This window comes from Burkholderia sp. MSMB1588, assembly GCF_001546925.1.
GTDB classification, from domain to species: Bacteria; Pseudomonadota; Gammaproteobacteria; order Burkholderiales; family Burkholderiaceae; genus Burkholderia; species Burkholderia humptydooensis.
In genome coordinates, this window is the sequence record NZ_CM003770.1 from 799,797 (window position 1) to 822,482 (window position 22,686).

24 protein-coding genes are annotated in these 22,686 nt (G+C 66.3%); 14 read left to right on the forward strand and 10 right to left on the reverse strand.

From position 1 onward, the window contains the following. Positions 1-100: 100 nt before the first annotated feature. Positions 101-994 (forward strand): LysR family transcriptional regulator ArgP, encoded by an 894-nt coding sequence (locus WS92_RS03345; RefSeq protein WP_006028391.1) that lies wholly within the window; start codon positions 101-103, stop codon positions 992-994. A 44-nt stretch (positions 995-1,038) separates the two neighbouring features. Here the strand turns inward: WS92_RS03345 and fnr are convergent, their stop codons facing one another. Both fnr and WS92_RS03355 read right to left on the reverse strand, forming a co-directional pair. Next, positions 1,039-1,794, reverse strand: a complete 756-nt coding sequence (gene fnr / locus WS92_RS03350; RefSeq protein ID WP_009914074.1) for a fumarate/nitrate reduction transcriptional regulator Fnr — start codon at positions 1,792-1,794, stop codon at positions 1,039-1,041. 149 nt (positions 1,795-1,943) lie between these two features. Beyond that, positions 1,944-2,411 carry a universal stress protein gene (locus WS92_RS03355; protein WP_006028393.1) on the reverse strand — a complete coding sequence of 156 codons (468 nt, stop codon included), beginning with the start codon at positions 2,409-2,411 and terminating at the stop codon, positions 1,944-1,946. A 343-nt stretch (positions 2,412-2,754) separates the two neighbouring features. Here WS92_RS03355 and WS92_RS03360 point away from each other — a divergent pair, with 343 nt between their 5' ends. The 3 genes from WS92_RS03360 to WS92_RS03370 all read left to right on the forward strand — a co-directional run bounded on the left by WS92_RS03360 (position 2,755) and on the right by WS92_RS03370 (position 5,904). Continuing rightward, positions 2,755-2,985: a hypothetical protein gene (locus WS92_RS03360; protein WP_009914076.1), complete on the forward strand. Its 231-nt coding sequence runs from the start codon at positions 2,755-2,757 to the stop codon at positions 2,983-2,985. Between the two features lie 391 nt (positions 2,986-3,376). After that, positions 3,377-4,957, forward strand: coding sequence for an aldehyde dehydrogenase (NADP(+)) (locus WS92_RS03365; protein ID WP_059933621.1), 1,581 nt, complete (start codon positions 3,377-3,379; stop codon positions 4,955-4,957). A gap of 5 nt (positions 4,958-4,962) precedes the next feature. Next, complete coding sequence (locus WS92_RS03370) at positions 4,963-5,904, forward strand: SMP-30/gluconolactonase/LRE family protein (RefSeq protein ID WP_059933678.1); 942 nt, start codon at positions 4,963-4,965, stop codon at positions 5,902-5,904. A gap of 327 nt (positions 5,905-6,231) precedes the next feature. Here WS92_RS03370 and WS92_RS03375 read toward each other — a convergent pair whose 3' ends face one another. Continuing rightward, complete coding sequence (locus tag WS92_RS03375; protein ID WP_006028397.1) at positions 6,232-6,648, reverse strand: DUF3005 domain-containing protein; 417 nt, start codon at positions 6,646-6,648, stop codon at positions 6,232-6,234. Between the two features lie 268 nt (positions 6,649-6,916). Here WS92_RS03375 and WS92_RS03380 point away from each other — a divergent pair, with 268 nt between their 5' ends. Both WS92_RS03380 and epsC read left to right on the forward strand, forming a co-directional pair. Next, positions 6,917-7,153: an HlyU family transcriptional regulator gene (locus WS92_RS03380; RefSeq protein WP_009914080.1), complete on the forward strand. Its 237-nt coding sequence runs from the start codon at positions 6,917-6,919 to the stop codon at positions 7,151-7,153. Positions 7,154-7,265: 112 nt separating this feature from the next. Beyond that, complete coding sequence (epsC, locus tag WS92_RS03385; RefSeq protein ID WP_006028399.1) at positions 7,266-8,189, forward strand: serine O-acetyltransferase EpsC; 924 nt, start codon at positions 7,266-7,268, stop codon at positions 8,187-8,189. 39 nt (positions 8,190-8,228) lie between these two features. On the opposite strand, the gene WS92_RS03390 is transcribed toward epsC, so the two are convergent. The 3 genes from WS92_RS03390 to WS92_RS03400 form a co-directional block, all read right to left on the reverse strand. Next, positions 8,229-9,032 (reverse strand): SDR family oxidoreductase, encoded by an 804-nt coding sequence (locus WS92_RS03390; RefSeq protein ID WP_059933618.1) that lies wholly within the window; start codon positions 9,030-9,032, stop codon positions 8,229-8,231. Continuing rightward, positions 9,033-9,704 (reverse strand): GTP cyclohydrolase I FolE, encoded by a 672-nt coding sequence (folE, locus tag WS92_RS03395; RefSeq protein WP_006028401.1) that lies wholly within the window; start codon positions 9,702-9,704, stop codon positions 9,033-9,035. Between the two features lie 144 nt (positions 9,705-9,848). Continuing rightward, complete coding sequence (locus WS92_RS03400) at positions 9,849-10,772, reverse strand: LysR family transcriptional regulator (RefSeq protein WP_006028402.1); 924 nt, start codon at positions 10,770-10,772, stop codon at positions 9,849-9,851. 220 nt (positions 10,773-10,992) lie between these two features. Here WS92_RS03400 and pobA point away from each other — a divergent pair, with 220 nt between their 5' ends. The 7 genes from pobA (at position 10,993) to WS92_RS03435 (ending at position 18,035) form a co-directional block, all read left to right on the forward strand. Further along, positions 10,993-12,216 carry a 4-hydroxybenzoate 3-monooxygenase gene (gene pobA / locus WS92_RS03405; protein WP_059933615.1) on the forward strand — a complete coding sequence of 408 codons (1,224 nt, stop codon included), beginning with the start codon at positions 10,993-10,995 and terminating at the stop codon, positions 12,214-12,216. A gap of 206 nt (positions 12,217-12,422) precedes the next feature. Next, entirely contained in the window at positions 12,423-13,127 is a 705-nt protein-coding gene (locus tag WS92_RS03410) for a 3-oxoacid CoA-transferase subunit A (protein ID WP_059933612.1), read from the forward strand. An 18-nt stretch (positions 13,128-13,145) separates the two neighbouring features. Continuing rightward, positions 13,146-13,802, forward strand: coding sequence for a CoA transferase subunit B (locus WS92_RS03415; protein ID WP_015602988.1), 657 nt, complete (start codon positions 13,146-13,148; stop codon positions 13,800-13,802). A 139-nt stretch (positions 13,803-13,941) separates the two neighbouring features. Beyond that, positions 13,942-15,300 (forward strand): 3-carboxy-cis,cis-muconate cycloisomerase, encoded by a 1,359-nt coding sequence (locus WS92_RS03420; protein ID WP_059933675.1) that lies wholly within the window; start codon positions 13,942-13,944, stop codon positions 15,298-15,300. Positions 15,301-15,312: 12 nt separating this feature from the next. Further along, entirely contained in the window at positions 15,313-16,098 is a 786-nt protein-coding gene (pcaD, locus tag WS92_RS03425; RefSeq protein WP_009914085.1) for a 3-oxoadipate enol-lactonase, read from the forward strand. A 15-nt stretch (positions 16,099-16,113) separates the two neighbouring features. Beyond that, entirely contained in the window at positions 16,114-16,500 is a 387-nt protein-coding gene (pcaC, locus tag WS92_RS03430; protein WP_006028408.1) for a 4-carboxymuconolactone decarboxylase, read from the forward strand. Positions 16,501-16,679: 179 nt separating this feature from the next. Then, positions 16,680-18,035: an MFS transporter gene (locus WS92_RS03435; RefSeq protein ID WP_059933609.1), complete on the forward strand. Its 1,356-nt coding sequence runs from the start codon at positions 16,680-16,682 to the stop codon at positions 18,033-18,035. A gap of 58 nt (positions 18,036-18,093) precedes the next feature. Here the strand turns inward: WS92_RS03435 and WS92_RS03440 are convergent, their stop codons facing one another. The 4 genes from WS92_RS03440 to WS92_RS03455 form a co-directional block, all read right to left on the reverse strand. Beyond that, on the reverse strand, positions 18,094-18,342 hold the full coding sequence (locus WS92_RS03440; protein WP_006028410.1) for a hypothetical protein: 249 nt from the start codon (positions 18,340-18,342) through the stop codon (positions 18,094-18,096). Between the two features lie 100 nt (positions 18,343-18,442). Further along, a complete protein-coding gene (locus WS92_RS03445) occupies positions 18,443-19,060 on the reverse strand; it encodes a LysE family translocator (protein WP_006028411.1) in 618 nt (205 codons plus the stop codon). Between the two features lie 188 nt (positions 19,061-19,248). After that, a complete protein-coding gene (locus WS92_RS03450; protein ID WP_059933607.1) occupies positions 19,249-20,322 on the reverse strand; it encodes a TIGR03118 family protein in 1,074 nt (357 codons plus the stop codon). 577 nt (positions 20,323-20,899) lie between these two features. Continuing rightward, positions 20,900-21,505 (reverse strand): TetR/AcrR family transcriptional regulator, encoded by a 606-nt coding sequence (locus WS92_RS03455; RefSeq protein ID WP_043283032.1) that lies wholly within the window; start codon positions 21,503-21,505, stop codon positions 20,900-20,902. A gap of 112 nt (positions 21,506-21,617) precedes the next feature. On the opposite strand from WS92_RS03455, the gene WS92_RS03460 reads away from it, so the two are divergent. Continuing rightward, positions 21,618-22,673: a sugar phosphate isomerase/epimerase family protein gene (locus tag WS92_RS03460; RefSeq protein ID WP_059933604.1), complete on the forward strand. Its 1,056-nt coding sequence runs from the start codon at positions 21,618-21,620 to the stop codon at positions 22,671-22,673. Positions 22,674-22,686 lie beyond the last annotated feature (13 nt).

The window sequence follows — 22,686 nt, forward strand, 5'->3', positions numbered from 1 at the left end:
GTGGCTTCGGGCGGTGGACTAACGGAGCGGGAGGCGCTAGTCTGCGATGATCGCTTGAATCAGAAAAGCTAAATCATCTAATCCTGATTAAGGAAAACTGATGCTCGACTACGCGTTGCTCGATGCGCTTGCCGAAGTGATCCGTCACGGCTCGTTCGAACGGGCGGCAAAAGCGCTCAACGTGTCGCCTTCGGCGGTGTCGCAGCGCGTGAAGCTGCTGGAGGAGCGGGTGGGCAGCGTGCTCGTGAAGCGCGGGCAGCCGTGCGTCGCGACGACGTCGGGCGCGCTGCTGTGCCGCCACACCGAGCGGGTGCGCATGCTGGAGGCCGAGCTGTCCGGGCATATGCCCGCGTTTGCGGGCGCGGAAGCGGGGGCGTGGCCGACGCTGCGCGTCGCCGTCAACGACGACAGCGTCGCGACCTGGTTCGTCGACGCGGTCGGCCCGTTCTGCGCGGAAAGCGGCACGTTGCTCGATCTCGTGATCGACGATCAGGACTACACCGCGGAGCGGATTCGCGACGGCAGCGTGCAGGGCGCGGTGACGGCGCTCGCGGAGCCGATCCAGGGCTGCCGCTCGACGCGTCTCGGCCGGATGCGCTATCACGCGGTATGCTCGCCCGCGTTCCACGCGCGCTATTTCGGCAACGGCGTCAACCGCGACGCGCTGCGGCGCGCGCCATGCGTGATGTTCAATCCGAAGGACAGCCTGCAGGCGCGCTTCATCCGGCGCGTGACGCGCGTCGATCTCGATCCGCCGCAGCACTGGATTCCGCACGTCGCGGGCTATCTGCGCGCGTGCGAGGCGGGGCTCGGCTGGGGCATGTGTCCGGAGCGGATGGTCGAGCGCCAGATCGCCGCGGGCGAGCTCGTCGATTTGTCGGACGGAAGGAGCATCGACGTCGAGCTCTATTGGCAGAGCTGGCGATTGTCGATCGGCTGGCTGGACGAGTTCAGCGCGGCGCTCAAGGCGAGCGCCGCGCAGTATCTCGATTGATCAGTGGATTCGGCGAAGGGAAAGGGCGGACGCTTCGTGCCCGGTTACAGCCGGTGCAGGCCGTCGAAATCGACGATGCGGACCATCCGGCCGTGCATCTCGATCAGGCCGCGCTTGTGGAATTTCGACAGCGTGCGGCTGACCGTCTCGAGCGTCATGCCGAGATAGCTGCCGATGTCCTCACGCGTCATCCGCAGGTTGAATTCGTTCGGCGAATAGCCGCGCTTCATGTAACGCGACGACACGTCGAGCAGGAACGCCGCGACGCGCTCCTCGGCGTTCAGCGAGCCGAGCACCATCGTCTGCGACGTCTCGCGGACGATCTGCTCGCTCATCAGCTTGTGCATCCGCAACTGCATCGTGCCCGCTTCCGAGCACAGCGTTTTCAGCGCGCTGTACGGAATCACGCAGACCGAGCTGTCTTCGAGCGCGACCGCGGTGCGCGGATGCGCGTCGTCGCAGATGCCGTCGAGGCCGAGCGCCTCGCCCGCGAGATGCAGGCCGGTGACCTGCTCGCGGCCGTCGTGGCGCGTCGCGATGGTCTTCAGCGATCCTGAGCGCACCGCGTACAGGCTGTCGAACGTGTCGCCCTCGCGGAACAGCGTTTCGCCGCGGCGGACCGGGCGGGCGGTGCAGATCACGGATTCGAGGCGCGCGAGCGCCTCCGGCGCGAGCCCCTGAGGCATGCAGAGATGACGCATCGCGCACGTCGAGCAGTGCGCGGCCTGACGCGGCGCCCACGTGCTGGAGGCATGGACGGGAGCCGCGGCGGCGGCAGGTCGGGCGACGGGCGTAAGCATGATGGATGGCTCTGAGGTTGAATCGGTAAAGCCATTGTCCCATCGTGGACTAAGCCTGTTTAGCGACAAAACGCCGCGACTCCCCGTGCGATTTCCTTGTTCGGCCGCAACGCGCGGTTGCGGCGAAACATCGCAGCCATTGCGTTTGGTCAGCTTTCCCGATCTTCCGGGTGCGCGGCGGCCGGGATCAACAGCACGGGCAGCGCCGAATGGCGCACGCACTGTTCGGCGACGCTGCCGAGCACGAGCCGTTTGAAACCGCGCCGGCCGTGCGTGCCGAGCACGAGCAGATCCGCGCCGAACGCTTTCGCGCCTTCGACGATGAGCGACGGCACGTCGGCGAGCGACGTCGCCTCGCCGACCTTCAGCGCGCCTCGCACGCCGGCCGCCTGCATTTTCTCCGCGAATTCCTTCGCGAGCTCGTTGCCCTGCTGGAGGAGCTGCGTGCGCAGGATCGACGGATCGTAGCCGGGCACGTTGTAATAGATCGCGGCGTTTTCCACGACGTAGAAGGGCTGCAGTTCCGCGCCGCTCGTCCTGGCGATGTCGAGCGCCGCGTCGAATGCGTGGCGTGCCGTTTCGCTGCCGTCGACTGCGACAAGAATGCGCTGATACATGATGTCTCCGTGGTGCAGTTGAGAAAAGATCGGCCGTTCGGCCGGTCGAGTTTGACGACGTCTTTTTACAAAGTAAACGATTACTGACCGAGGTGCGGCGAACTGACGCGGCGGAGTAAACGCGGCGCCGCATTTTTCCGGATTCGATCCGGCGCCGTCGATTTTTCGCGCGCGACCGGCATGCCGGCTGGGTCGATCGACGCCGCGCGCCGCGATGCCGTAATAGACTTGACCAGCTTGCCTACCGGCCGGCGCGGGCCGGCGCTGGTTCGAAGCACATCGGGCGGGGGCGCCCGCTGCGCTCCGCGGGTCCGTTTCGCTCGACCGGAGAAGGAGGAGACATATGCCGTATGTTGCGCTCGAGGTGCTGACCGAGGACGCCAACCGGTATTCGCTGCCGGACCTGATCGGCGTTGGCGGCGCTTCGCCCGATGTGCCGCACGTCTGCGAAATGCTGTTCGCAGACGTGCAATGGCCGACGATCCAGGCCTATCTCGATCGGCAGGAGCTGCCTTACAAGTTTGCGATGCCGAGTACGGGGCGCAGGGTGGGACGGAACAACCCGTGTTGGTGAGCGTGACCGCTTTTTCGAAAGCGATGATCGCCAAACGCGCGCGGGGCCGCGATCCGTTGCCGGCGCTCGTGTCGCGCGGCGGTTCGAACGCATCGAGACGTCGATCCTCAAGGGCCTGCCGCATCCTCTTCTCATCGCGACAAAGAAGCGAGCCGACACATCGCACTGTTGCTTGCCACGGGCGTTCGCGTGCACGTCCGTTCGCCGGTCGTTCGCCAGTCGGCCGAGCAGCGCGCCGCCTCGTCTGGCACGATAATGCGATTCACGTGTGCCGGATCGGCGCGGCGCATCGAGCCGCCCGATCGTCCTGAACGTCCTGAATCGTCGGCCGGCGGCTCCCGCAGCGGCCCGCGCGCGCCGCCCGCGGCAAACTTTCCAATCCGGAGGAAGCATGCAGATCACTGGGGAGATGTTGATTGGCTCGGCCGCGGTGCGCGGCACCGAAGGCACGATGCGCGCTTGCGATCCGGCGCGAGGTATCGAGCTCGAGCCGGCGTTCGGCGCGGGCGGCGCGGGCGATGTCGACCGCGCGTGCCGCCTCGCGAACGCCGCGTTCGATTCGTTTCGCCAGACGCCGCTCGAGACGCGCGCGCGTTTTCTCGAGGCGGTGGCCGAGCGCATCGTAGGGCTTGGCGATCGATTGATCGAGCGCGCGCACGCGGAATCGGCGTTGCCCGTCACCCGCCTCGAAGGCGAGCGTGCGCGCACGGTCGGCCAGCTCAGGCTGTTCGCGTCGGTCGTGCGCGACGGCCGCTGGCTGAATGCGACGCTCGATTCCGCACTACCCGAGCGCAAGCCGATCCCGCGCGCCGATCTGCGCTTGCAGAAAATTCCGGTCGGCCCCGTCGCGGTGTTCGGCGCGAGCAACTTTCCACTCGCGTTCTCGGTGGCGGGCGGCGATACCGCGTCGGCGTTCGCGGCCGGCTGCCCGGTCGTCGCGAAGGCGCATCCCGCGCATCTCGGCACGTCGGAACTCGTCGGACGCGCGATCCGGCAGGCGGTTGCCGATTGCGGACTGCACGAAGGCGTGTTCTCGCTCGTCGTCGGCGCAGGCAACGCGATCGGCGAGGCGCTTGTCGCGCATCCGGCGATCCAGGCGGTCGGCTTCACCGGCTCGCGCGCGGGCGGCATCGCGCTGATGGGCGTCGCCGCGCGGCGGCGCGAGCCGATTCCGGTCTTCGCGGAAATGAGCAGCATCAATCCGTTCTTCGTGTTGCCAGGCGCGTTGCGCGCGCGCGGCGCGAAGATCGCGCAAGGCTTCGTCGAATCGTTGACGCTCGGCGTCGGGCAGTTCTGCACGAACCCGGGGCTCGTCGTCGCGCTCGAAGGGCCCGACCTGAAGGCGTTCGTCGATGCGGCCGCGCAGGCGCTCGCGCAAAAGGGCGCGCAGACGATGCTGACGTCGGGCATCGCGTCGTCGTACGAGAGCGCGGTCGCGGCGCGTCGTGCGGCGGCCGGCGTCAGCGAGGTCGCGCAAGGCGCGCGCAGCGACGCGCGGAACGCCGCGTTGCCCACGCTTTTCACGACGACGCAGACGCAATTCGTCCAGGACCCGCAGCTCGAAGCCGAGATCTTCGGGCCGACGTCGCTCGTCGTCGCGTGCCGCGACATCGGCGAGATGATCGCGCTTGCCGAGCACGTCGAAGGGCAACTGAGCGCGACGCTGCATCTCGAAGACGACGATGTCGATCTGGCGCGCAAACTGCTGCCGACGCTCGAGCGCCGCGCGGGCCGCATCGTCGCGAACGGCTATCCGACGGGCGTCGAGGTCGCGCACGCGATGGTGCACGGCGGGCCGTTTCCGGCGACGTCGGATTCGCGCAGCACGTCGGTCGGCGCGCTGGCGATCGAGCGCTTCCTGCGGCCCGTCTGCTATCAGGACCTGCCCGCGGCGCTGCTGCCCGACGCGCTCGCCGACGCGAATCCGCTCGGCCTCTGGCGCCTGCGCGACGGCCGGCTCGGCCAGGCGTGAGCGCGATGAACGAGATCGGCTCGCGACGTTATCCCGACCCCGCGGTGCGCGTGCTCGATCCGCGCTTCGGCGCGCTGCGGCTGGCGTCGGCATCCGTTGAATGTCTGTTTCAAGGTGCGCGCTGGTCCGAAGGGCCGGTGTGGTTCGGCGACGGCCGCTATTTGCTGTGGAGCGACATTCCGAACAATCGGATGCTGCGTTGGGACGAGCAGAGCGGCATGGTCGGCGTGTTTCGCCAGCCGTCGAATAACGCGAACGGCAACACGCGCGATCGCACAGGGCGGCTCGTCACATGCGAGCACCTGACGCGCCGCGTCACGCGCACCGAATACGACGGATCGATCACCGTGCTCGCCGAGCGTTGCGCGGGCAAGCGCTTCAATTCGCCGAACGACGTGATCGTGAAGTCCGACGGCTCGATCTGGTTCAGCGATCCGGATTTCGGCATCCAGAGCTTTTACGAAGGCGAGAAGCAGGAGTCCGAAGTGCCGGAGCGCGTCTATCGGATCGACCCGCATACGGGCGCGGCCGAAGTCGCCGTTGACGGCGTGCTCGGGCCGAACGGTCTCGCGTTTTCGCCGGACGAATCGGTGCTCTATGTCGTCGAATCGAAGGGGCGGCCGCGCACGATCCGGGCGTACGACGTCGCGGCCGACGGCAAGACGCTACGCAACGAACGCGTGCTGATCGACGCGGGGCAGGGCACGCCGGATGGCTTTCGAATCGACGTGAACGGCAACTTGTGGTGCGGCTGGGGAATGGGCACCGACGAGCTCGACGGCGTGCGCGTATTCACGCCCGAAGGCGTTGCGCTCGGGCACATCGCGCTGCCCGAGCGTTGCGCGAACGTCTGCTTCGGCGGGCGGCACAGGAACCGGCTGTTCATGGCGGCGAGTCATGGCTTGTATTCGCTGTACGTGAACGTGCAAGGGGTGTCGGGCGGGTGAGCGCGAGTGCGTATCGACGTCGACGGATATCGACGTTGGTACCGGTACCGATTTCGCATGCGGCGTGAGGACCGATGGCGTTGCATCGATGCCGCGGCGAGCCGCGCGACGATCGCGCGGCTTGCGTATTCAAACGCCCGAATCAAACGCTTGGCCGGGTCAGACACGTAGGCGCACGAACGTCTTGATGGGCGACTGCAAACGCGGCCGAGCTGCCGTGCGGAGACTGTGCGGCGATAACGATCGCTCGCGGCACGAACCGCCGCCGCGTCGGTACGCGCGTGCCGACGACGTCAAGCCGCCATCACATCGGCATCGACATCGGCTTCAACGCGAAACCGGCGCGAGCTCGACGATGCGCCCCGGCCGGCGCGGCGGATGATAAGACGACGGGAACTCGTCGTCCGCGCGCGCATCGCGTGACGCGGCGGCGTCGAACCCTTTGTCGACGACCGTGTAGCCCGCCCGCAGCGCGAACTGCGGACGATTGCCGCCGGGCCGGCTGTCGAAGCCGGCGAAGCCGTCGGGCGTCTCGGGCATCGCATTGTCGAGCGACGCGTTGCTCGTCGTGATCTGGTCAGGAGAAATCGGCCCGCCGCTCGCGATGCGGGCGGCTTCGCGGTTCTTGCCATCGGTGTCGACGGTGCTGTCGTGCGTCGCGTCGTTGTACAGCTCGGCGCTGCGCGGATGCGCGCGGCCGCCATCGGCGGGCGTCTTGCGTTCGAACGGATTCATCGCTGTCATCCCGGCGGCGCGACGCCCGGACCTTCGAAGAGCCGTTCCGGGCAACACGGAAAAGGATGCGCGTGCGAGCGCCGCTGCCGCACCGCGCGTCGCGCTTTCCAAATAATTATTTCAGCTAGAAGACGCGTTTCCTACAGAGTATGATTCTTTTCCGACAAGCGGTGCGCGACATTCGGCGCACCCGCTTCCACCCGCATCGGGCGCCGCGGCATCCTTAACGGACGGGTAGCGAAGAAGAAGGTAAAGGGGACTTAAGGTGGGCGGACTTATGCACTCTACGACTACTGCATTCACGCATCGCGGGTATCTGTTGAACTGCGCGCCGGCGCGCGCGAGCGACGGCTCCTTCCAGCCCTACGTCGTCATCTCGCGATCGAGCGACGGCGAACTGGTTGCGAATCGCTTCTTTCCCTCCGATCTGCATTTCAACGACGAAGACGCGGCGATCGCGCATGCGCGCGATTGGGCCGTCCGATGGATCGACGCGAGCAGTCTCACCATTTAGGACGGCGCGGCGACGCGCACTCCGCTGACACGGCAAAAACGCGGTAATCTTGCGGAACCCGTCACTTTTATCAGGCGGCCGTATGCGCAAGCGCGGCCGTGCGTTTTTGCCTATGTCGAAATCCGCCCGAAACTGGGGCCTCGAACAGATCGTCGCCGACCTGCGTGAATCGCGCGAGAAGCTGCACCGCACGCGCCATCCGCGAGGCATTCGCGAGTTGCCGTCGCGCGATGCGATCTGCACGATCGTGTCGGGCTTGCGCGCGTCGATGTTCCCGACGCATTACGGCGCGCCCGATCTGACCGACGAGACCGTCGACTACTACGTCGGCCATACGCTCGAAAGCACGCTGCGCCTGCTCGCCGAGCAGATTCGCCGCGCGCTGCGGTTCCTGCCCGAGCACGCGGAGACGCCGCTTGCCGTGCTCGACGAACGCGCGTTCGAGATCGCGCGCGAGTTCGGCACGCAGTTGCCCCGCATCCGCGCGCTTCTCGTCAGCGACATCCAGGCCGCATACACCGGCGATCCGGCCGCGCAGCACATCACCGAAATCCTGCTCTGCTATCCGGGCGTGCTCGCGATGATGCACCACCGGCTTGCCCATGCGCTGTATCGGCTCGGCGTGCCGCTGCTCGCGCGCTTCATCAACGAGATCGCGCACTCGGCGACGGGCATCGACATCCATCCGGGCGCGCAAATCGGCTCGAGCTTCTTCATCGACCACGGCACGGGCGTCGTGATTGGCGAGACCGCGATCATCGGCGAGCGCGTGCGCGTCTATCAGGCGGTCACGCTCGGCGCGAAGAGCTTTCCCGCCGACGGCGACGGGATGCTCGTCAAGGGCAACGCGCGGCATCCGGTCGTCGAGGACGATGTGGTCATCTATGCGGGCGCGACGATCCTCGGCCGCGTGACGATCGGCAAGGGCTCGGTGATCGGCGGCAACGTGTGGCTCACGCACAGCGTGCCGCCCGGCAGCAGCGTCGCGCAGGGGAAGATTCGCGAGAGCGACAAGGATCAGGCCGAGAAGGACTGAGCGGGCGGCGCGGTTGCCGCTTGCCGCCGTCGCACCGAATCAATGCTTGCCGGCCGGCGACCGGTGCTTGTACAGCACGTCCTGATCGACGCGGATCAGATTCTGTCCCGCGTCGACGACGAAATCGGCGCCGTTGTACGCAGGCCCCGTCAACAGCAGGATCGCGTCCGCGACGTCGTTCGGTCCGGCGATCCGCGCAAGCGGCGTCGATGCGCGGCTCGCGTGCTCGAAATCGGCGGGCGTCTGATCGTCGCTCGGCAGCATCAATCCAGGAAACACCGCGTTCACGCGCAGCACCGGGCTCGCCGACAGCGCGAGCATCTGCGTGAGATTGCCGAGCGCCGCTTTCGCGACCGTGTAGCTGAAGTGGTCGCGATGGAAGTTTTCCTTGATCTTCTGATCGACGACGTTGATCACGACGCCCTGCGCGAGCGCCGCCTTCGCACGCTCGTAGTACGCGCGCGTCAGCAGGACCGGTGCGCGGCAGTTGATCGCCCACGCGTTGTCGAATGCGGCGAGATCGAAGCTCGGCAGATGGTCCTGCCAGAACACGGACGCGTTGTTCACGAGCACGTCGAGACGGCCGAAGCGCGCGTAGACCGCATCGACGAGCTGCGTGATCGCCTCCGCGTGCGCGAGGTCCGCCTGCAGCGCGACGGCTTCGCCGCCCGACGATTCGATCTCGCGCACGACCGCCTGCGCGGCGTCGGCCGAGCGGTCGTAGTGCACCGCTACGCGATAGCCGCGCGCGGCGAAGCGCAACGCGAACGCCCGGCCCGCGCGCCGCGCGGCGCCCGTCACGAGCACGACGGGCGGGGTGGCTGGTTTCATGCTCGGCTGCATTTACGTATTCGTCAGGTTGACCGAGGAAGGGTTCGCGACGATCGACAGGAATTCGCGGCGCGTCGTCGGATCGGAGCGGAACGTGCCGAGCATCCGCGACGTCACCATCTCGACGCCGGGCTTGTGGATGCCGCGCGTCGAGATGCACTGGTGCGCGGCCTCGAGAATCACGCCGACGCCTTTCGGCTGCAGCACATCGAACAGCGTGTCGGCGATCTGCACCGTCATCTTTTCCTGGATCTGCAGGCGCTTCGCGAACGCATCGACGAGACGCGCGAGCTTCGAGATGCCGACGACGCGATGATTCGGCAGATACGCGACGTGCGCGCGGCCGATGATCGGCACCATATGATGCTCGCAATAGCTTTCGAAGCGGATATCCTTCAGCACGATCATCTCGTCGTAGCCGTCGACCTCGCTGAACGTGCGCGCAAGAATGTCGCGCGGCTCGAGCGCGTAGCCGACGAAGAATTCTTCGTATGCGCGGACGACGCGCGCCGGCGTGTCGACGAGACCTTCGCGTTCCGGATCGTCGCCCGCCCAGCGCAGCAGCACGCGAACGGCCGCTTCGGCTTCGTCGCGGCTCGGCCGGTTCGCCGGCGCGCTCGTGCGGGCCGCCTCACGGGCGGCCCGCTTGCCTGCCGCCTTGCTCGCGGTCTTTCCTTTAGCCATATGCTCTGAACTCCATGAAGACCGCTGATGCTGCGGCCGGTCGATCATTGTTTCATGCTTTCGCTGCGAGCGTGCGCTGCGGTTCGCGTTTGCAAACGACGGGCGAGCGTAGCCGCACGCGCCGCTTGCGGTTGCCGCTCGCCGTCACTTCGGCCATTCGTCGAGCGCATCGTTGAACAGCCCGGCGACGACGCCGCGCAGCCATGCGATGCTCGGATCGTTGTGGAACTTGCGATGCCAATGCTGCTTCAGGTCGAAGCGCGGCAACGGCAGCGGCGGCTCGACGAGCGTGATCGATGCGTGCTCGGTTGCATACGCATAGCCGATCGCGTGCGGGACGGTCGCGATCAGATCGGTGCGGCTCAGGATGAACGGCAGGCTCATGAAATGCGGCGTCTCGAGCACCGCCCGGCGCGCGAGCCGCCGCTTCGCCAGATACTGCTCGAGCACTTCCTGGCTGCGGCCTTCCGCGCGCACGACCGCGTGGCCGCACGCGAGGAACCGCTCGAGCGTGAGCGGCCGCTCGGCGAGCGGGTGGCCGCGCCGCAGCAGGCAGATGAAGCGGTGCGTGAAGAGCCGCTGCTGAAAGAAGTTCGTGCCGCCGAGATCCGGAAAGTAGCCGACCGCGAGATCGATGCCGCCGTCCTCGAGCGCGTGCGCGACTTGCGCGTGCGACAGCGATGCCGAGCGCAGGTTCGCGTGCGGCGCGCGTTCCGCGAACGCCTGCAGCAGCCTCGGCAGGAACACGATCTCGCCGACGTCGGACAACGCGATCGAGAACGTGCGCGCGCTCTTCGCCGGATCGAAGTCGTGCGGCGCGCCGAGGCCGCGCTCGATGCTCGCGAGCGCGTCGCGCGCGGCCGGAATCAGTGCGAGCGCGCGAGGCGTCGGCTCCATGCCGCGCGAGGTCCGCACGAACAGCGGATCGCCGAAGTGCTCGCGCAGCCGCCCGAGCGCGGCGCTCACGCGCGGCTGGCTCACGCCTAGCAACTCGCCCGCGCGGCTCACGTTGCGCGTCTCGTTGAGCGCGACCAGATAAGGAATCAGGTTCAGATCGAGATCAGGCATCGCATCACTACTATTGAATATCCATATAGAACTTATCTCCTAAATTGCATTGCTGAATAGTCGGGATAGCGCTGACAATCTGTTCGCTATTCGAATCAATGTTCATATTGCATGCGACCGGAGTGCGAAGCGCGGGGCCGGAGTCAGTGCGGACAGAAGCATCGACTCCGGCCGACATAAGCGCCAAAGCGCCAACGCCGATCGACACAGGAGACGAACAATGCGCGCGCAAGTCGCGATCATCGGCGCCGGCCCGTCCGGCCTGCTGCTTTCCCATCTGCTCCGTCTGCAAGGCATCGACGCCGTCGTGCTCGAAGCGCGCTCGCGCGAATACTGCGAGAACCGGATTCGCGCCGGCGTGCTCGAGCAGGGCACCGTCGACACGCTGAACGAAGCGGGCCTGGGCGCGCGGATGCGGCGCGAGGGGCTCGTTCATCGCGGCATCGAACTGCTGTTCGACGGCCGCCGCCACCGGATCGACTTCGGTGTGTTGACGCCCGGCAGAGCGATCACCGTGTACAGCCAGCACGAAGTCGTGCGCGACCTGATCGCGGCCGCGCTCGAAAACGGCCAGCCGATCCATTTCGACGTGCGCGACGTCGCGCTGCACGGCGTCGCAACCGATCGGCCTTCGGTGACGTTCACGCACGCGGACGGCCGCACCGACCGGATCGATTGCGACTACATCGCCGGCTGCGACGGCTTTCACGGCGTCGCGCGCCAGACGATCCCGGCCGAACGGCTGCGCACGTTCGAGCGCGTGTATCCGTACGCGTGGCTCGGCATCCTTGCCGATGCGGCGCCGTCGCTCGACGAGCTCGTCTATGCGCACCACGCGCGCGGCTTCGCGCTGTTCTCGATGCGCTCGCCGACCGTCACTCGACTGTACCTGCAATGCCGGCCCGACGAGAACCTGGCCGAATGGCCGGATGCGCGGATCTGGGAAGAGCTGCGCACGCGTTTCGAAAACGAAGGCGGCTGGACGCCGAACGAAGGCCGCATCACGCAGAAGAGCGTGACGCCGATGCGCAGCTTCGTGTCGGAGACGATGCAGTACGGCCGGCTGTTTCTCGCGGGCGATGCCGCGCACATCGTGCCGCCGACGGGCGCGAAGGGGATGAATCTCGCGGTCGCCGACGTTCGGGCGCTCTCGCGCGCGCTGGGCACGCGCTACCGCGACGGGCAAGACGATCTGCTCGATGCCTACTCGTCAACCTGTCTGGAACGGATATGGCGCGCCGAGCATTTTTCGTATTGGATGACGAATATGCTGCATCCGTCGGTCGACGATTCGCCGTTCGTCAATCGGCTGAAGCGCGCCGAGCTCAAGTACGTGACGCGTTCGCGCGCGGCCGCGCAGTCTCTCGCGGAGAACTACGTCGGCTTGCCGTTCGACGATGCGGCGGGCATCGCGTCATCGTTCGACGAGGTCGCCGCAGCGTGAGCGTGTCGCGCCGCAACCGCGGACACGGGGCCGGCTGGCGTTGCCTTGACAATCGTGCGCACGCGCCTCTATGATCGGCAAACCGTTCGCTAATCGAATCTGAGTTCGTAATTAGAACAAATCGGATCGTCTGGCGAAGCGCGCAGTTTCTCGCGCGAACGCGTGCCGCGACGGGCGCGTGCGCGCGGATTCGCATAGGAAGAGACATGGTCAACAAGATTTTCGATTCCCTCCAGTCGGCGGTGGCCGATGTCCACGACGGCGCGACGATCATGATCGGCGGCTTCGGCACGGCCGGGATGCCCGCCGAACTGATCGACGCGCTGATCGCGCAGGGCGCGCGCGACCTGACGATCGTCAACAACAACGCCGGCAACGGCGAGACGGGCCTCGCCGCGCTGCTGAAGGCGAAGCGCGTGCGCAGGATCATCTGTTCGTTCCCGCGTCAGGCCGATTCGCAGGTGTTCGACGCGCTGTATCGCGCGGGCGAAATCGAGCTCGAGCTGGTGCCGCAAGGCAATCTCGCCGAGCGGATTCGCGCGGCGGGCGCCGGCATCGGCGGCTTCTTCTCGCCGACGGGCTACGGCACGAAGCTCGCCGAAGGCAAGGAAACGCGCGTGATCGACGGCAAGCACTACGTGTTCGAGACGCCGATCCACGCGGATTTCGCGCTCGTGAAGGCGCACCAGGGCGACCGCTGGGGCAACCTCGTCTATCGAAAGACCGCGCGCAACTTCGGGCCGGTGATGGCGATGGCCGCGAAGACGTCGATCGTGCAGGTGTCGGAAGTCGTGCCGCTCGGCGCGCTGAATCCCGAGCACATCGTGACGCCCGGCATCTTCGTGCAGCGCATCGTCGAAGTGCCGCAGGCCGCGCATGCGGCCGAGCTGGCCGCCGAGCGCGCCGCCTGAATCCCCGAGGAGAACACGATGAAACGACTGACCCGCGACGACATGGCGAAGCGCGTCGCGCAAGACATTCCCGAAGGCGCATACGTGAACCTCGGCATCGGCGTGCCGACGCTCGTCGCGAACCATCTCGATCCGAGCAAGGAAATCTTCCTGCACAGCGAGAACGGCCTGCTCGGCATGGGCCCCGCCCCCGCGCCGGGTGAAGAGGACGACGAGCTGATCAACGCCGGCAAGCAGCACGTGACGCTGCTCACGGGCGGCGCGTACTTCCATCACGCGGATTCGTTCGCGATGATGCGCGGCGGCCATCTCGACTATTGCGTGCTCGGCGCATTCCAGGTGTCCGCGCAAGGCGACCTCGCGAACTGGCACACGGGCGCGCCCGACGCGATTCCCGCGGTGGGCGGCGCGATGGATCTCGCGATCGGCGCGAAGCAGGTGTTCGTGATGATGGAGCACCTGACGAAGCAGGGCGAGAGCAAGATCGTCGCCGAATGCTCGTACCCGGTGACGGGCGTGCGCTGCGTCGACCGCATCTACACCGATCTCGCGGTGCTCGACGTGACGCGCGACGGCCTCGCCGTGCGCGAGATTTTCGCCGACCTCTCGTTCGACGCGCTGCAGAAGCTCACGGGCGTGCCGCTCGTCGACGCGACGCAGAAGGCTGCGGCGTGATGTGGCGCGGCGCCGCTCGCTTCGCTCGGCGGCCCGGCGCGATTGGCGCGGATTGGCCGCGATTGGCTGAACGGCCGATCGCGCAACGTCCGGCGCTTCGGTGGACAATAAGCGCAATTCGTTTTTTTCGATCGACTCCATGCTCGAAGACAGTGCCCGCCTGACCGCTCTCGTTTGCGGAAGCGAACCGCTCAACCGGATCTGGTCGCCGCATGCGACGTTGCAACGGATGCTCGACGTTGAAGCGGCGCTCGCGCGCGCGCTCGCCGCGAACGGCGTGATTCCGGCGAGCGCGGTGCAGCCGATCGAGGCCGCATGCACGGCCGGCGCACTCGACGCGCAAGCGCTGATGCGCGAAGCGGCGTTCGGCGGCAACCTCGCGATTCCGCTCGTCAGGCAACTGACCGCGCACGTGAAGGCGCGCGACGTCGAAGCGGCGAAGTACGTGCACTGGGGCGCGACGAGCCAGGACATCATCGATACGGCGACCGTGCTGCAACTTCGCGACACGTTCGACTGGCTCGATCCGCTGCTGCGCGACACGTGCGCGACGCTTGCGGCGCTCGCGGCCGCGCACCGCGCGACGCCGATGATCGGCCGCACGTGGTTGCAGCAGGCGCTGCCGATCACGCTCGGATTGAAGTTCGCGCAATGGCTCGACGCGCTGCTCCGTCATCGCGAGCGTGTCGCAGCATTGCGCGAGCGCGCGCTCGCGTTGCAGTTCGGCGGCGCGGCGGGCACGCTCGCGAGCCTGCGCGACGCGGCGTCCGCGGTGGCGCGCGCGCTCGCGGACGATCTGCAGCTCGCGCTGCCGGCCGTGCCGTGGCACACGCAGCGCGACCGGATCGCCGAGACCGCCGCTTGCTTCGGGATGCTGATCGGCACGCTCGGCAAGATCGCGCGAGACATTTCGCTGTCGATGCAGACGGAGATCGGCGAACTCGCGGAGCCTGCCGCGGCGGGCAAGGGCGGCTCGTCGACGATGCCGCACAAGCGCAATCCGGTCGGCTGCGCGGCCGTGCTGACCGCGGCCGTGCGCGCGCCGGGGCTCGTGTCGACCGTGCTCGCCGGCATGGTTCAGGAGCACGAGCGCGCGCTCGGCGGCTGGCAAGCCGAGTGGGATGCGCTGCCCGAACTCGCGCGGCTCGCGGGCGGCGCGCTCGCGCAGATCGCGCAGATCGTCGATGGCCTCACTGTCGACGTCGCGCGTTTGGCCGAAAATCTCGACGCGACGCACGGCCTCGTGCTCGGCGAGGCGGTGATGCTCGCGCTCGGCGAGAAGATCGGCCGGCTCGACGCGCATCATCTCGTCGAGCGCGCATCGAAGGAAGCCGTGCGCAGCGGCCGCTCACTGCACGACGTGCTGGCCGCGGACCCTGACGTCGCCGCGCACCTCGCGCCGGATGCGCTGCGGCAGTTGCTCGACCCCGCTCATTACGTCGGCGAGGCGCACGCCTATGTCGACGCCGTGCTCGCGCTCCACGCGAGCCGCCATTAAGGAGGGATTCCCATGCCTTTCGCTTCAGTCGATGGAGTGCGACTGCATTACCGGATCGATCGCGCGGCGCGCGCCGACGCGCCGTGGCTCGTGTTCTCGAACTCGCTCGGCGCGGACCTGTCGATGTGGGCACCGCAGATCGGCCCGCTGACCGCGCACTTCAATCTGCTGCGCTACGACACGCGCGGTCACGGCCATTCGGACGCGCCGGCGGGCTCGTACACGATCGCGCAACTGGCGGGCGACGTGATCGGCCTCCTCGATCACGTCGGAATCGCACGCGCGCATTTCTGCGGTATCTCGATGGGCGGCCTGACGGGCGCGGCGCTCGCCGCGCGCCATGCGGGGCGCATCGATCGCGTGGTGCTGTCGAACACGTCGGCCAGAATCGGCTCGCCGGAAATATGGGGGCCGCGCGCGCAGAAGGCGCGCACCGAAGGGATGGCGGCGCTCGCCGACGCGGTGCTGCCGCGCTGGTTCACGGCCGCATTCTTCGAGCATGAGCCGCGCCTCATCGACGTGATCCGCGATACGTTCAATCACACGGACAAGGACGGCTACGCGGCGAACTGCGACGCGCTGAATGCCGCCGATCTGCGCGATGAAGTAAAGGGCATCGCGGTGCCGACGCTCGTCGTGACGGGCGCGCACGACCTTTCGACGCCGCCGGACCAGGGGCGCGCGCTCGCCGCGTCGGTCGCGGGCGCGAAGCATGTCGAATTCGACTGCGCGCACATCTCGAACATCGAATGTGCGGGCGGCTTCAATCGCACGCTGATCGATTTCCTGACGGCCTGACGCGAGCGCATCGAGATGAACGACGATCAACGTTACGAAGCGGGCATGAACGTGCGCCGCGCGGTGCTCGGCGATGCGCACGTCGACCGCTCGCTCGCGAACCGCACCGAGCTGACCGACGAATTCCAGAATCTGATCACGCGCTATGCGTGGGGTGAGATCTGGACGCGCGACGGCCTGCCGCGCCACACGCGCAGCCTGCTGACGATCGCGATGATGGTCGCGCTCAACCGCGGCGAGGAACTTGCGCTGCATCTGCGGGCAGCGAAGAACAACGGCGTGACGCGCGACGAGATCAAGGAAGTGCTGCTGCAGACCGCGATCTACTGCGGCGTGCCCGCGGCGAATTCTGCATTCCACCTCGCGCAGCGCATCTTCGGCGAAGAAGACAGCGCAGCCTGACCTCGCTCGATACGAACGACCCGAGAAGCACGAGAAGCACGAGAAGCACGCAACACGAAGCGACACACCGCACGGACGGCGCGCCGAACAACGGCCGCCGCCCGTGCGTGACGACACGCGCCGGCATCGTATCGGCGCAGGACGCGAACGCGTCGACGATAACCCCAACGGAGACAGCAATGACCGACCTCGCGCGCCAGCTCGATGTGCAGCAGTTCATCGACGAACGGCGCTTTTCGCCTTATCAGTGGCTGATTTTGATCCTGTGTTTTCTGATCGTCGCGGCGGACGGCTTCGATACCGCTGCGATCGGCTTCGTTGCGCCTGCGCTCGGCCAGGAATGGCACGCGACGAAAGCCGCGCTCGGGCCGGTGATGAGCGCGGCGCTCGTCGGCCTCGCGCTCGGCGCGCTGACGGCAGGCCCGCTCGCCGACAGGATCGGCCGCAAGCGCGTGCTGGTGGGCTCGGTCGTGCTGTTCGGACTCTTCAGCATCGGCTGCGCTTTCACGCAGTCGGTGACGGAACTCGCGGTGCTGCGGTTGTTGACGGGGCTCGGCCTTGGCGCCGCGATGCCGAACGCGACGACGCTGATGGCCGAGTACGCGCCGCACGCGAAACGCTCGTTCCTCGTCAACACGATGTTCTGCGGCTTCACGCTCGGCTCGTCGGCGGGCGGCCTCGTCGCCGCTGCGCTGATTCCCGATCACGGATGGCGCAGCGTCTTTATCGTCGGCGGCGTCGCGCCGCTCGTGCTCGGCGCATTGCTGGTCGCGCTACCCGAGTCGATCCGTTTCATGGTGCTGCGCGGCGCGCCGCACGAGCGGATCGCGGCGGTGCTGCGGAGGATCGCGCCCGATGCGCCGTTCGACGGCGTGCGCTTCGTGCTGTCCGACGACCACGGCGAGCAGCGGCGCTCGGGTGCGGCCGTCGTGTTGTCGCCGCGCTATCGCGCCGGCACCGCGATGCTGTGGCTCACTTACTTCATGGGGCTGCTCGTCTACTACCTGATGACGAGCTGGCTGCCGACGCTGATTCGCGACACGGGCTTCACGGTGCGCGATGCGGCGCTCGTCACCGCGCTGTTCCCGCTCGGCGGCGGCATCGGCGCGATCGCGTGCGGCTGGCTGATGGACCGCTTCGAGCCGCATCGAGTGATTGCGGTCACGTATGCGCTGACGGCGTTGTTCGTGTGGATGATCGGATTGCAGGCCGGGCACCTCGCGCTGCTCGCGGCTGTCGTGTTCGTCGCGGGCGTTTGCATGAATGGTGCGCAATCGTCGCTGCCGGCGCTCGCGGCGGCGTTCTATCCGACGAGCGGGCGCGCGACGGGCGTCGCGTGGATGCTCGGCGTCGGGCGCTTTGGCGGAATTCTGGGAGCGTTTTCGGGAGGCTTGCTGCTGCAGGCGCAACTCGGATTCGACACGATTTTTTCGATGCTCGCGGTGCCGGCGCTGATTGCGGCGGGTGCGCTGATGGTCAAGCGCGCGGCTGTGCTGCGCGACGGGGAGCCGAGCGCGCCAACGCGAGCGGCGTGATTGGCATGATGGGGGCGAGCCATTGCGACGATCGACGGGGCGACGCGTTCGCGCCCCGTCATTCCTCGGCGTCGTGGACCTTCGCGAAGTGGCGCAGATACGCGCGCAATGCGGCTTCTCGGCCGCGGTGATCGGCAGGCGTCGACGCGCCCATCTCCTCCTCGTCGCCGAACAGCGCGGACGGTGCGCCGTAAGTGCCCACTTCGGCACGCTCGCGCAGCACGCGAATCAGATGTGCGCGATGGCGGTACTCGGCAACCCAATGCAGGCCTTCGATCCGATCGCCTGCTTTCAGCAGTGGCTTCATCTGCGTTCTCCCGGCCGGGACGGGTCCGCGATGCGGCGAACCGATGTCCGGAAGGAAAGCGTACGCTTTACCGGATCGGATCACAACGGGGCGAAGCGTTTCAGTGGCCGGCGACCTTCGCGAACAGCGGATAAAGCGACAGAACGAGCAACGCGGCCATCGTGATATTGAACGCGCGCAGCCATCGCGGATTGGACAGAAAACCGCGCAGCCCCTGACCGAACGCCGCCCAGACACTGATGCACGGCAGGCCGACGAAGACGAACACGAGCGCCATCCAGACGGCGTTGCGGCCGTAGTCGGCGGAGAGCTGGATCGTCGTTGCGGCGGTCAGCACCATCATCCACGCTTTCGGATTGACCCATTGGAATGCGATCGCTTCGACGAACGTCATCGGACGCGATTTGCCGTTGTGAGCGCGCACTTCGCCCGACGTGCCGATGCGCCACGCGAGATACAGCAGATAAACGACGCTTGCGGTTTCGAGCAGCGTGTAAAGAATCGGGATCCGCTTGAACGCTTCGCCGAGGCCGAAGCCGACCGACAGCATCAGGATCGCGACGCCCGAACTGATGCCGAACATGTGCGGCAGCGTGCGACGAAAGCCGAAGTTGACGCCGGACGCGAGCAGCATCGTGTTGTTCGGGCCGGGCGTGATCGAGGTGACGAGCGCGAACAGCATGCCGGCGGGCAGCGCGCTGACGGTGAAATAGTCCATGGTGATGCTCTCTTCGTCTGCGGAATCAATGCAAGGATGACGAAGCGAGTGTAGTGCACTGAATCGGTACAGTACCGATACAGTTTGTGGGATGGTTGCCGGTACGGGATAGGGCGGCGGCGGACGGTTTGGCGGGTTCTTGTCGAGCGTCGGTATTACGTCACACCATGCCGTCCCGGCGATTGCGATCACGGTTCCACGTCGATGCGGCCATAAAGGCCGTCGGCTTCGTCATTGGGTCCGGCGGCGAAGAACAGTGTATCGGTGGGTTGGCTGTTGAGCCCGTTGCCGAATGCGATGCCCCACAGCCCCGGCTCGACGATCGCACTGCCATCGGCGTGCTGCAGGGTCCCAAGTAACATTCCAGAAGCCGCCTCGAACGCGTGGATCATGCCGTCGCCGAAGTTGCCGACCAGAATGGCATTGCCGAAGCGACCAAAATTCGCAGGCGCCCGCGCCATGCCCCACGGCGCGTTCAGCGGCCCGCCGGTGGTGAAGCGCTGAATGAATTGGCCCGACGGGCTGAACACGTCGATCAAGCCGAAGCCTGCGCCAGCAACGTCATCATGCGCTGCCGCGTCCTGCTTCGCGTAAGCGACGAAAAGTTTCGAGCCGATCGCCTGGATTCCGAACGGCGCGAATCCTGCTGGCAACGAGGGGTCTTGAAACGCGCCGGCCGGCGTGACCTTCGTGAAGGTCCGATCGAATACGTCGATCCGGTTATTGTGGAAATCCGTCGCGTACAGGAAATTCGCCCCATTATTGCTGGCCATCGCCAGCCCCTTGTAGACGGCGGCGCCACGGCTGTCGAACACCGTGACCGCCGATGTCGGATTGATTGCGGGCGACCATGCGGCTATGGTCCCGCCCTCTCCCACGAAAATGAAGGCTGCGGGTCCCGACTTGGCGCCCTGGGTCACCATGAAGTCGGTCGTGCCATTGAACACAATGCCGGTCGGATCGGGGTCGCCGCTGGCGCCGGGGGGAATGGTCACAACGAGAGACTGCGGCACGCCGTTGCCATCATAGAGGGTCGCATGCTGCGAGCCGTTATCCGCAACCCATACAAAGCCCTGGGGATTGAAGGCAATGCCCCAAGGATTCTTCAGGTTGACATCCACGTGAGCAGCCGGAAGCGCACCGTCGGAGACCAGGGCGCTGACCTGGTATTGCCTGGCGTGTGTGGAACCGCCGCACGCCACGACGCTCGCCAGCACGATAGCCGCCAATGCAGCGCCGAGCGCCGCATGAACCTGTTTCATGATTGCGCTCCGAACGCGGAAGAGCCGTTAGTAAACGGACAGGCCATCGTGTTTATTCCGACCGCCCCCGATCGCTCACCGTGCGACGCGGGAATCGGAAGGCAGGGAGTAGGCTCTCTTGCGCGCGGTATCGGGTATGGGTACTTTGGGTGCCAACTGCGGTTGCAGTGTGGTCGATCCAGGAATCGGCTTGCAGCAAAGCTCGGCAGCTTTGGCTGCTTTCAACGATCTTCAGATCGAAATGGTGCTGATCGGCACGAACTTACCGAGCATAACTATCAATTTAGGTCGCAGCGGCGACGGTTACGCACGCGCCCGTCGGCGGCGCCGTATCGCTTGTGACGGCTTGGCGAGTGAATGCCCAGGATAGGGGGAAAGCTTGGCAATCCTTGCTGATTCGTCCGTTTGCCGCATGGGCAGAAGACTTGTGACGTCAACCGGATGGATGGCCGAATTGAGCTGGAGCGCTTGCATTTCCGATATCGTTTGCCGACACGCGATGCCGATGCAACCCATGTGGGAACCGTTCATTGAATGTCCTGCCCGGCGTTTCATTGCGGCCGTTCGGCATGATAGGTCACGCCATGTCACGCAAAGCCATCGCGAGCGGCATCATGGCCGGACCGATGGACGCCAGCAGGCGCTCCTTCGATACCCCATCGCGGGACTGAACGGAGATGCCATGCAACTGGGTCGCATAGAAATCGGCCAACGCCTTGATGTCGGTTCCCGGCGCGAGCTGCCCTTGTTCGGTTGCGAGCCGCAGGCGCTCGGCGATCGATTGCGTGCGTGCACGCCGATGTGCCGCCAGCCATTCCACGACACCTTCGTTTTCGGCCGCGCAGTTGGTGGCGGCGGATACCACCATGCAGCCGTGGGGATGGCCGCGCTTGGTATAGGTGGCTATGGCGTCGCGCAGCATCCGTTCGATGGCCGCGCGGACATCGGTTTCCTCGCTGAGGGCGCGGTCGGCGAAACCGCCGTCGCCTTGCTCGTAGAGCGTCACGGCTTCGTGGAACAGCGCCTCCTTGCTGCCAAAGGCGGCATAGATGCGTGCTGACGCGATGCCCATGACTTCGACCAGGTCAGACATCGACGTGCCTTCATAGCCGCGTCGCCAGAACGCGAGCATGGCCCGTTTCAGGGCCATGTCGCGATCAAATTCTCTCGGTCGTCCCGCCATCGCCTCTCTCATCCGTCGATACATCGTTGCGTCGATTTTATCGCGCGTCGTGTTGACATGCGATGTTCCCTCATTCTATTCTTTGTCAATCAACAAACAATTGGAGCTTCGCATGCGTACCCTCAAGGGCCCCAGCCTTCATCTCGCGCAGTTCGCCGACGATGCCACCCCGTTCGACAGCTTGCCGGACATCGCGCAATGGGCCGCCGGCGTTGGCTTCAAGGCGTTGCAGATTCCCGCCTGGGACGGGCGTCTGTTCGACGTGGAGACCGCTGCGGACAGTCAGGATTATTGCGACGAAGTGAAGGGCTCCCTGGCCGAGCATGGCCTGGAGATCAGCGAGTTGACCACGCACATCTTCGGGCAACTGGTCGCGGTGCATCCGGCGTACGACGCGATGTGCGACAACTTCGCCCCCGAGGCCGTGCGCGGCAATCCGATCGCGCGCACGGCATGGGCCCTGGACCGACTCAAGCTGGCGGCACGGGCCTCACGCCGCCTGGGGCTGACCGACATGGGCACCTTCTCGGGCTCGTTTGCGTGGCCCTACCTGTTTCCCTTTCCCCAGCGGCCCGCGGGCCTGATCGAGACGGCCTTCGACGAGCTGGCGCGGCGCTGGCGGCCGATTCTCGATGTCTGCGATGAAAACGGCGTCAACCTCTGTTACGAGATCCACCCGAGCGAGGACCTGCATGACGGCATCACCTTCGAACGCTTCCATGCGCTGGTTGGTCAGCACGCGCGCTGCAAGATCCTGTTCGATCCCAGTCATTTCGTGTTGCAGCAGTTGGACTATCTGGCCTACATCGACATCTACCGCGAGCACATCCGCATGTTCCATGTGAAGGATGCCGAATTTCTTCCCTCGGGCCGGCAAGGCATCTACGGCGGCTACAGTTCATGGCTGGAGCGTGCCGGCCGTTTCCGCTCGCTCGGCGACGGTCAGGTCGACTTCAAGGCGATCTTCTCCAAGTTCGCGCAATACGACTACACGGGCTGGGCCACCCTGGAGTGGGAATGCTGTCTCAAGGACCAGGAGGACGGCGCGCGCGAAGGCGTCGCGTTCATCAATGACCACATCATCCGCGTGACGGAGCGCATCTTCGACGACTTCGCCGGCGCCGCGGTCAATCCACGACAAATCCACGCCATGCTCGGCATGGCGTGAGCCGCTTCCCGCA

Excerpts from the sequence above, each read along its gene's own strand:
- WS92_RS03415 (WP_015602988.1), top strand. The coding sequence starts at position 13,146 with ATGAAACGACTGACCCGCGACGACATGGCGAAGCGCGTCGCGCAAGAC.
- WS92_RS03345 (WP_006028391.1), top strand. The coding sequence starts at position 101 with ATGCTCGACTACGCGTTGCTCGATGCGCTTGCCGAAGTGATCCGTCAC.
- pcaC (WP_006028408.1), top strand. The coding sequence starts at position 16,114 with ATGAACGACGATCAACGTTACGAAGCGGGCATGAACGTGCGCCGCGCG.
- WS92_RS03420 (WP_059933675.1), top strand. The coding sequence starts at position 13,942 with ATGCTCGAAGACAGTGCCCGCCTGACCGCTCTCGTTTGCGGAAGCGAA.
- WS92_RS03380 (WP_009914080.1), top strand. The coding sequence starts at position 6,917 with ATGCACTCTACGACTACTGCATTCACGCATCGCGGGTATCTGTTGAAC.
- pcaD (WP_009914085.1), top strand. The coding sequence starts at position 15,313 with ATGCCTTTCGCTTCAGTCGATGGAGTGCGACTGCATTACCGGATCGAT.
- fnr (WP_009914074.1), bottom strand. The coding sequence starts at position 1,794 with ATGCTTACGCCCGTCGCCCGACCTGCCGCCGCCGCGGCTCCCGTCCAT.
- pobA (WP_059933615.1), top strand. The coding sequence starts at position 10,993 with ATGCGCGCGCAAGTCGCGATCATCGGCGCCGGCCCGTCCGGCCTGCTG.
- WS92_RS03450 (WP_059933607.1), bottom strand. The coding sequence starts at position 20,322 with ATGAAACAGGTTCATGCGGCGCTCGGCGCTGCATTGGCGGCTATCGTG.
- WS92_RS03445 (WP_006028411.1), bottom strand. The coding sequence starts at position 19,060 with ATGGACTATTTCACCGTCAGCGCGCTGCCCGCCGGCATGCTGTTCGCG.
- WS92_RS03370 (WP_059933678.1), top strand. The coding sequence starts at position 4,963 with ATGAACGAGATCGGCTCGCGACGTTATCCCGACCCCGCGGTGCGCGTG.
- WS92_RS03375 (WP_006028397.1), bottom strand. The coding sequence starts at position 6,648 with ATGACAGCGATGAATCCGTTCGAACGCAAGACGCCCGCCGATGGCGGC.
- WS92_RS03410 (WP_059933612.1), top strand. The coding sequence starts at position 12,423 with ATGGTCAACAAGATTTTCGATTCCCTCCAGTCGGCGGTGGCCGATGTC.
- WS92_RS03400 (WP_006028402.1), bottom strand. The coding sequence starts at position 10,772 with ATGCCTGATCTCGATCTGAACCTGATTCCTTATCTGGTCGCGCTCAAC.
- WS92_RS03440 (WP_006028410.1), bottom strand. The coding sequence starts at position 18,342 with ATGAAGCCACTGCTGAAAGCAGGCGATCGGATCGAAGGCCTGCATTGG.
- WS92_RS03455 (WP_043283032.1), bottom strand. The coding sequence starts at position 21,505 with ATGGCGGGACGACCGAGAGAATTTGATCGCGACATGGCCCTGAAACGG.
- WS92_RS03360 (WP_009914076.1), top strand. The coding sequence starts at position 2,755 with ATGCCGTATGTTGCGCTCGAGGTGCTGACCGAGGACGCCAACCGGTAT.
- WS92_RS03390 (WP_059933618.1), bottom strand. The coding sequence starts at position 9,032 with ATGCAGCCGAGCATGAAACCAGCCACCCCGCCCGTCGTGCTCGTGACG.
- WS92_RS03355 (WP_006028393.1), bottom strand. The coding sequence starts at position 2,411 with ATGTATCAGCGCATTCTTGTCGCAGTCGACGGCAGCGAAACGGCACGC.
- folE (WP_006028401.1), bottom strand. The coding sequence starts at position 9,704 with ATGGCTAAAGGAAAGACCGCGAGCAAGGCGGCAGGCAAGCGGGCCGCC.
- WS92_RS03435 (WP_059933609.1), top strand. The coding sequence starts at position 16,680 with ATGACCGACCTCGCGCGCCAGCTCGATGTGCAGCAGTTCATCGACGAA.
- WS92_RS03365 (WP_059933621.1), top strand. The coding sequence starts at position 3,377 with ATGCAGATCACTGGGGAGATGTTGATTGGCTCGGCCGCGGTGCGCGGC.
- epsC (WP_006028399.1), top strand. The coding sequence starts at position 7,266 with ATGTCGAAATCCGCCCGAAACTGGGGCCTCGAACAGATCGTCGCCGAC.
- WS92_RS03460 (WP_059933604.1), top strand. The coding sequence starts at position 21,618 with ATGCGTACCCTCAAGGGCCCCAGCCTTCATCTCGCGCAGTTCGCCGAC.